Genomic DNA, 6581 nt, shown 5'->3' on the forward strand with positions numbered 1-6581 from the left:
CTTAATTAATCCTCAACATTTAAGAATAGGGTTTGCTCATTGTTGTTACTGTGCCTCATAACAGCGCGAAGCGCTGTAACGACAGCGTTTACTGGTTTTTACCAAAACTCTAACTAAGTTTTCTTGCATTCCCTCCTGCCTCCCCAAAGACACAACTAGGTTACAGCCTTAACTTGTTACCCATTACCCATTACCCATGAAATTGATCCATTGTCTCGCTTCTGTTACTTTAATGAGCTTGGGTTTGCTGTCAAACTTATCCGCTCAAGCTGCAACATTTCGTTCGATTGATGGGTCGGGAAATAACCTCGAAAATCCCACTTGGGGACAAACTCATACCCAACTTTTACGCTTGCTTCCTGCGGCTTATGATGATGGCATATCAAGCCCTGCGGGGAGCGATCGCCCCAGTGCTAGGTTAGTCAGTAACCAACTTTCTCATCAGTCTCAAGCTGGAGGGAATTCCTCTAGTGCCAGTGATTGGTTTTGGCAATGGGGACAGTTTGTCGATCATGATATTGACCTCACTGAATCTCATCAACCCGCAGAAGCATTTAATGTAGATGTTCCGGTGGGCGATCGCTGGTTTGACCCTTTTGGAACGGGAGTCCAAACCATCCGTCTGAATCGATCTCAGTACGATCCCAATACAGGAACAAGTCTGGATAATCCCCGACAACAGGTTAACGAAATTACCGCATATTTAGATGGGTCGATGATCTATGGATCGGACGCAGAACGTGCTGCCGAAATTCGGGCTAATGATGGCACGGGAAAGCTGAAAACTTCTCCGGGTAATTTAATGCATTTTAATACGGCTGGTTTTGCTAATGCCAATCCGGTTAAAGCGTCATCAGAATCCCTCTTTTTAGCTGGAGATGTGCGAGCGAATGAACAAGTCGGTTTAATTGCGGTACATACTCTATTTGTCCGAGAACATAATCGTCTTGCCGAACAAATCGCGGCCGATCCAGACACTGCTATGGAAGCCGAAAAACTGGAACTGAGTGTGGATGATTATATTTATGAAACGGCTCGTAAATTAGTGGGAGCCAAAATCCAAATCATCACGTATAACGAATACTTGCCTTTGCTTTTGGGAACAGATGCCTTGAGTCCTTATCAAGGTTATGATGAAACCGTTAATCCCAGTATTAGCAATGAATTTGCTCATGCTGCCTTTCGGGTGGGTCACACTCAAGTTTCTCCCACACTTGAGCGCATCGATCCGCAGACGGGAGTTAGCAACCCTATTGCTCTGAGAGATGGATTTTTTACCACTCAACTCATTCTGGAAGAGGGAATTGATTCTCTATTGTTAGGATTAGCGTCTCAACAGGCACAAGAAATCGATCCGTTACTTGCTGATGATTTACGCAATTTTGGGCCTCCTGGAGCAGGTGGATTTGATTTAGCGTCTCTGAATATTCAACGCGGTCGAGACCATGGATTACCGAGTTATAATGCAACTCGGATCGGATTAGGTTTAAACCCGGCTGCTAGTTTTGCTGATATTACCTCTAATCTTCAGTTTCAGACTGCGTTAGCCGAAGTTTATGAAACGGTAGACCAAGTAGATTTATGGATTGGAGGATTGGCAGAAAACACTGTTTCTGGCAGTATGGTCGGTGAAGTGTTCCAAGCTATTTTAGCGGATCAGTTTCTGCGTTTACGCGACGGCGATCGCTTCTTTTATCTCAATGATGCTGATTTAGATCCTTGGATGGCAGAACTCGAAAGTATTACCCTCGCGGAAGTTATTCGTGACAATTCTACAGTAACTTCCATCCAAGATCAAGCTTTTCTAGTCAGTCAAGATATTCCTGAATCTTCTAATGTCTTAGGACTTTTGGGAATCTTAGGTTTGATGATCTTTTGGAAGCACAGCAGAGTAAATTGACCAGAGGACAGCAGGGGCAAAAATTGGTCGCCCCGATTTTAATCCCTGTATCTAATAAATGGGGTAGGTGCGTTGAATAGCGCACCTTACTGCCATGGCTGGCGCCCAATCCAGACCCATCGTTAAGATTACGACCATTTACCAGTTTCCGACTCTTCCGGTTTAGTCTCTGATTCAGTTGGCATATCCGGTTGATCCTCATCAGTGCCATTGCTGTGGCCATTCTTAGCCAAGGGTTTCTTCAATAGACCCGATAAATTCCCCAGGGCTGATAAACCACCCGAACCACCACTAGATCTTGTCGGTTTTTGGGGTCTTTCTCCTTTCAGGAGGAATGCTTCCAAGTTTTTCACTGCAATATAGAGGTTCGGTGTAATCACCAAACTGAGGATAGTTCCCAACAGCATTCCCCCAAAGATGGCAGTTCCCAAAGACCAACGACTGCTCGAGCCTGCTCCGGACGCTGTAACCAGAGGCCAGAACCCAACTAGGGTGGAAAAGGCAGTCATTTGAATGGGTCGGAAGCGCTGTTCGGCTGCTTGCGTGGCTGCTCTGGTAAAATCTAGACCCTTTTCATGGAGTTGGTTGGCAAACTCGACAATCAGAATCGAGTTTTTGGAGGCTAATCCGATGAGCATCACGAGGGCAACTTGGCAGTAGACATCATTGGTGACGACAGGCCAAAGTCCTCCCGCTTGAATGATATTGGCGCGGAACCAAACAGCAGAGAGCGCACCGAGGACGGACAGAGGCACGGACAACATGATAATGGCGGGGTCGATGTAGCTCTCATACTGAGCTGCTAAGACCAGGAATACCATCATAAAGCCGAGACCAAAGATAATCGGGGCACTGCCTCCAGAGGCTTTTTCTTCTAGGGCAGTTCCTTGCCAGGAGTAGCCAAAACCGGGGTCTAGCACGTCTTGGGCAGCTTTTTCCATGGCGGCGATCGCCTGTCCAGAACTGTAGCCAGGGGCTGGCCCCCCTTGAATTTTAATCGAGCGGAAGATATTGAAATGTTGGATCACCTCCGGCCCGGTAAACTCAGTCAGCTTAATCAAACTGCCTAAAGGAACCATTTGACCATCCCTAGAGCGCACATAAAACTGATTGATATCTTCTGGATCGGAGCGATAGGGGGCATCCGCTTGGGCATAAACTCGATATTGCCGTTGACCGAGTACAAAGTCATTCACATAGCTCGATCCCAGATAAACTTGTAGGGTGCGGAAGATTTCAGTGACATCCACATTCAAGGCATTGGCGCGATCACGCAACACTTCTATTTGTTTCTGGGCTTTATTGGCGGTAAACAGGGTATATGCTCCGGCCACGGCTGGATACTGCTCAGAGTTTACTGCCCCAATCAGACGATAGGCATTACCGAGTAAATCTTGAATAGAAGCATTTCCAGTTCGGTCTTGCAATTGGAACTCAAACCCTCCAGTACTTCCCATCCCTTGGACAGGGGGGGCATTCACGGCAATGGCAAAGACTTCAGGGACAGTCGCCAGGGATCGGTTCAAGCGGCCGAGGACTCCATATACAGACTGCTCCGGACTAGGACGCTCATCCCAGGGTTTCATCGTGACAAAAAAGATTCCTTGACTGGGGTTTTGTCCGTCGAAACTAAACCCGGCTGCCCCAAAAGTATGTTCCACTTCTGGCAGGGCACGAATTTTTTCTTCTACTTTCCGACTAACTTCGGCGGTGTAGTTTAGGGATACTCCATCAGGAGCTTGATAAATCGCGATAAAATAGCCTTGGTCTTCTTGTGGCACAAATCCACTGGGCACTGCACCATACATCCACACTGTAGCGAACAAACCCGCAATAAACACCGCCATCACTAAGACGTTAATCCGGGTCAGAAATTGAATCAATCCGCCATATCGACGCTCTACCCAGCCAAACCCTTGGTTAAATTTCTTAAAGAGCCATGCTAAGGGGCCGTGATTTTCTTGCCGGGGACGCAAGAGCAATGCCGACATGGTAGGAGAGAAGGTAAGAGCGTTAAAAGTCGAACAGGCGATCGCAAAGGCAATGGTTAAGGCAAACTGCTTAAAGATAATCCCCGTGGTTCCAGGGAAGAAGGACACGGGAATAAACACCGCCATCAACACCGCAGAAGTAGCAATCGTTGCACTCGTTAGCTCTTCCATGGCATCCAATGCCGCTTGTCGAGGGCGCATTCCTTCCTCAATTTTGGTGGAAACTGCCTCCACAATCACGATCGCATCATCCACAACCAGACCGGAAGCCAGAGTAAAGGCAAACAAGGTCATGGTATTAATTTCAAAGCCTGCCACCATCAGCCCCGCAGATGCCCCAATCAGAGCCACTGGAATGGCGATCGCCGGAACCAAAGTCGAGCGCCAGTCTTGCAGGAAGACAAACAAAATTAAAATCACTAACCCAATTGCTTGCAAAAGGGTAATGACCACTTCCTGTAGAGATTGATTAATAAATGTGGTCGTATCATAAGCAATCACCATATTTAACCCTGGTGGAAAATCCTCAGACAACCGGGCAATTTCCGTTTTCACGGCATTGGCTGTTTCCAGAGCATTAGATCCGGGTAACTGATAGATCGCAATTCCCACCCCTGGATCGGTATTTAAAACAACATCTATGCTGTAGTCTTGCGCTCCCAGTTCCACCCGACCCACATCTTTGACCTTAACGAGGGTTCCTCCCGAACCAACACTGAGTACCAATTCCTCAAAATCACTGACATCCACAAATCGACCCACTGCTCGTAAGGGAATCTCAAACTGCTGGTCTTCCAGCACTGGAGCTTGTCCAATTTTCCCAGCCCCCACTTGAATGTTTTGCTGTTGCAGAGCATTCACCACATCAGAAGCCGTTAGTCCCCGTGCCGCCATTTTATTCGGGTCTAGCCAAATTCGCATGGCATATTTGCGATCGCCGAGTATAGTCGCTTGCCCCACTCCTGGGAGCCGTTTGAGTTGGTCAAGCACGGACAAATCCAGATAGTTACTCATGAATATCTCATCATAGAGATAATTCCCACTCTCATCTTTATCCGAGGAAAAACCGAGTACCAACAGAATACTTGGCGATGCTTTCTCCGTGTTCACCCCCGTTTGCCTCACCTCTGCGGGAAGTTGGGCTTCAGCAGCAGCCACTCGGTTTTGCACGTTGACTTGGGCAATATCCCGGTCTACGTCTTGGGGAAACGCTACCCGAATGGAGGTCAAACCCGAGTTGTTGGTGTTGGAGTACATGTATTTCATGTTCTCCACCCCATTAATTTCCCGCTCAATAATAGTTGTAGTCGTCGTTTCCGCCGTTTGTACATCTGCCCCAATATAGGCTGAGGTCACTTCTACTTCAGTGTTGGCTAACTGAGGCAGTTGGGCGATCGGAAGTAGGGGGAGACAGATTCCCCCAACCAATACAATCAAGATGGAGCAAACCGTGGTTAAGACCGGTCGCTTAATGAAGTTGTCAGCAATACTTAGGAGCATAGGTCATGGGTGAAGACAATCAAGGGGTATGAAGGAAGCTCAACCTTCAACTAGCATTGAAGTTTCTCCAGTTTATCTCAAGGTTGGATTTTCACAAGATCGGCAGGTTACATTCCCCTATTTCCCTATTCCCCCACTCCCCCACTGTCGTCTACTAAAACGCTGATGGGATTGGGGGCAATCGTCAATGGTCTAAACTATCTGTAATGATATGAGGTGTTACAACTTCAAGACAAAGCCCTTTAAGAGCCAGATTCAATGAAAATAAAAATCCACAATCACCCAAGCCTATTTTCAAACTTGAAAACTTGGCTATCCGGATATTCTTATCTAGATGGAGCGATCTTGCTAGGGACATTAGTATTGACTTTTGTGCCTAGTAATACAGCTTATGCTGGTCGTATCGAACCTGTGACAACAAAATGCTGGTATCTGGTTTCTGATCGCGTGCAGATAAGGAATGGTTGCATTTACGAAGCCCATTCCTGGGCAGGTGGTTGGGGAGCATCACTTCTGTGGGAAGATGGAGTCAAAACCGGAATATCCTCGGGATTAGTAGGTCGTGGAGAACCAGCTTGCGAAAACCAACAACAAGTAAGTGTTGATGGTGTTTGCGGGCCGAAATATGCACGAGATCCAGTCAGTCTTGAGGACCTTTCGGAATCTTGGATCGACGATGCAGCTAGATGTGTAAGGCTAAAGCAGCATTCTGTCTGCTGGATGCATCCATATTAGAAATTAAAATTCATAGTCCGAGTCAAACTAGCCTTTGCTGAATAATAGCTAATTTCTACCAGAGCGATCAGACTAATTTACTGGGCATCATTCAACAATAATTAAATCCCTGTCATTAATAACTTCTCCCGTCGATGGATGTCTAATTTGACAATCTTGTGGTATGTTATCTGCAATCGATGTATTACGTCTTAACCACACATCTTGCCTTTGGTAGCCATCAAGGTTTGCAACAATAGCTCTTTGGAACTTCCAGAAGACAATCTTGACCTCACACATGTTCTTTTTTGATCGGCATAGGTTCTGATTGTAACCCATAGTGAGGAATGCGGATAATATTCTCGTCTGAGTACCAGGCGAAAACCTAGTAAAGTCGTAGTGCCTTGACACAGCTAAAATGAGGCAATAGAATCGAACTCGTCATCCATCTCAAAAACAGGATACAGATGCTTGAG

At 46.6% G+C, this 6581-nt stretch carries 2 protein-coding genes; one reads left to right on the forward strand and one right to left on the reverse strand.

Translation table 11 applies throughout. From position 1 onward, the window contains the following. Positions 1–196 precede the first annotated feature (196 nt). Positions 197–1900: a peroxidase family protein gene (locus J7529_RS24205; RefSeq protein ID WP_318731110.1), complete on the forward strand. Its 1704-nt coding sequence runs from the start codon at positions 197–199 to the stop codon at positions 1898–1900. A 128-nt stretch (positions 1901–2028) separates the two neighbouring features. On the opposite strand, the gene J7529_RS24210 is transcribed toward J7529_RS24205, so the two are convergent. Beyond that, positions 2029–5391: an efflux RND transporter permease subunit gene (locus J7529_RS24210; protein WP_318731111.1), complete on the reverse strand. Its 3363-nt coding sequence runs from the start codon at positions 5389–5391 to the stop codon at positions 2029–2031. Between the last annotated feature and the right edge of the window lie 1190 nt (positions 5392–6581).

Source organism: Roseofilum sp. Guam (assembly GCF_017746735.1).
GTDB lineage: Bacteria > Cyanobacteriota > Cyanobacteriia > Cyanobacteriales > Desertifilaceae > Roseofilum > Roseofilum reptotaenium.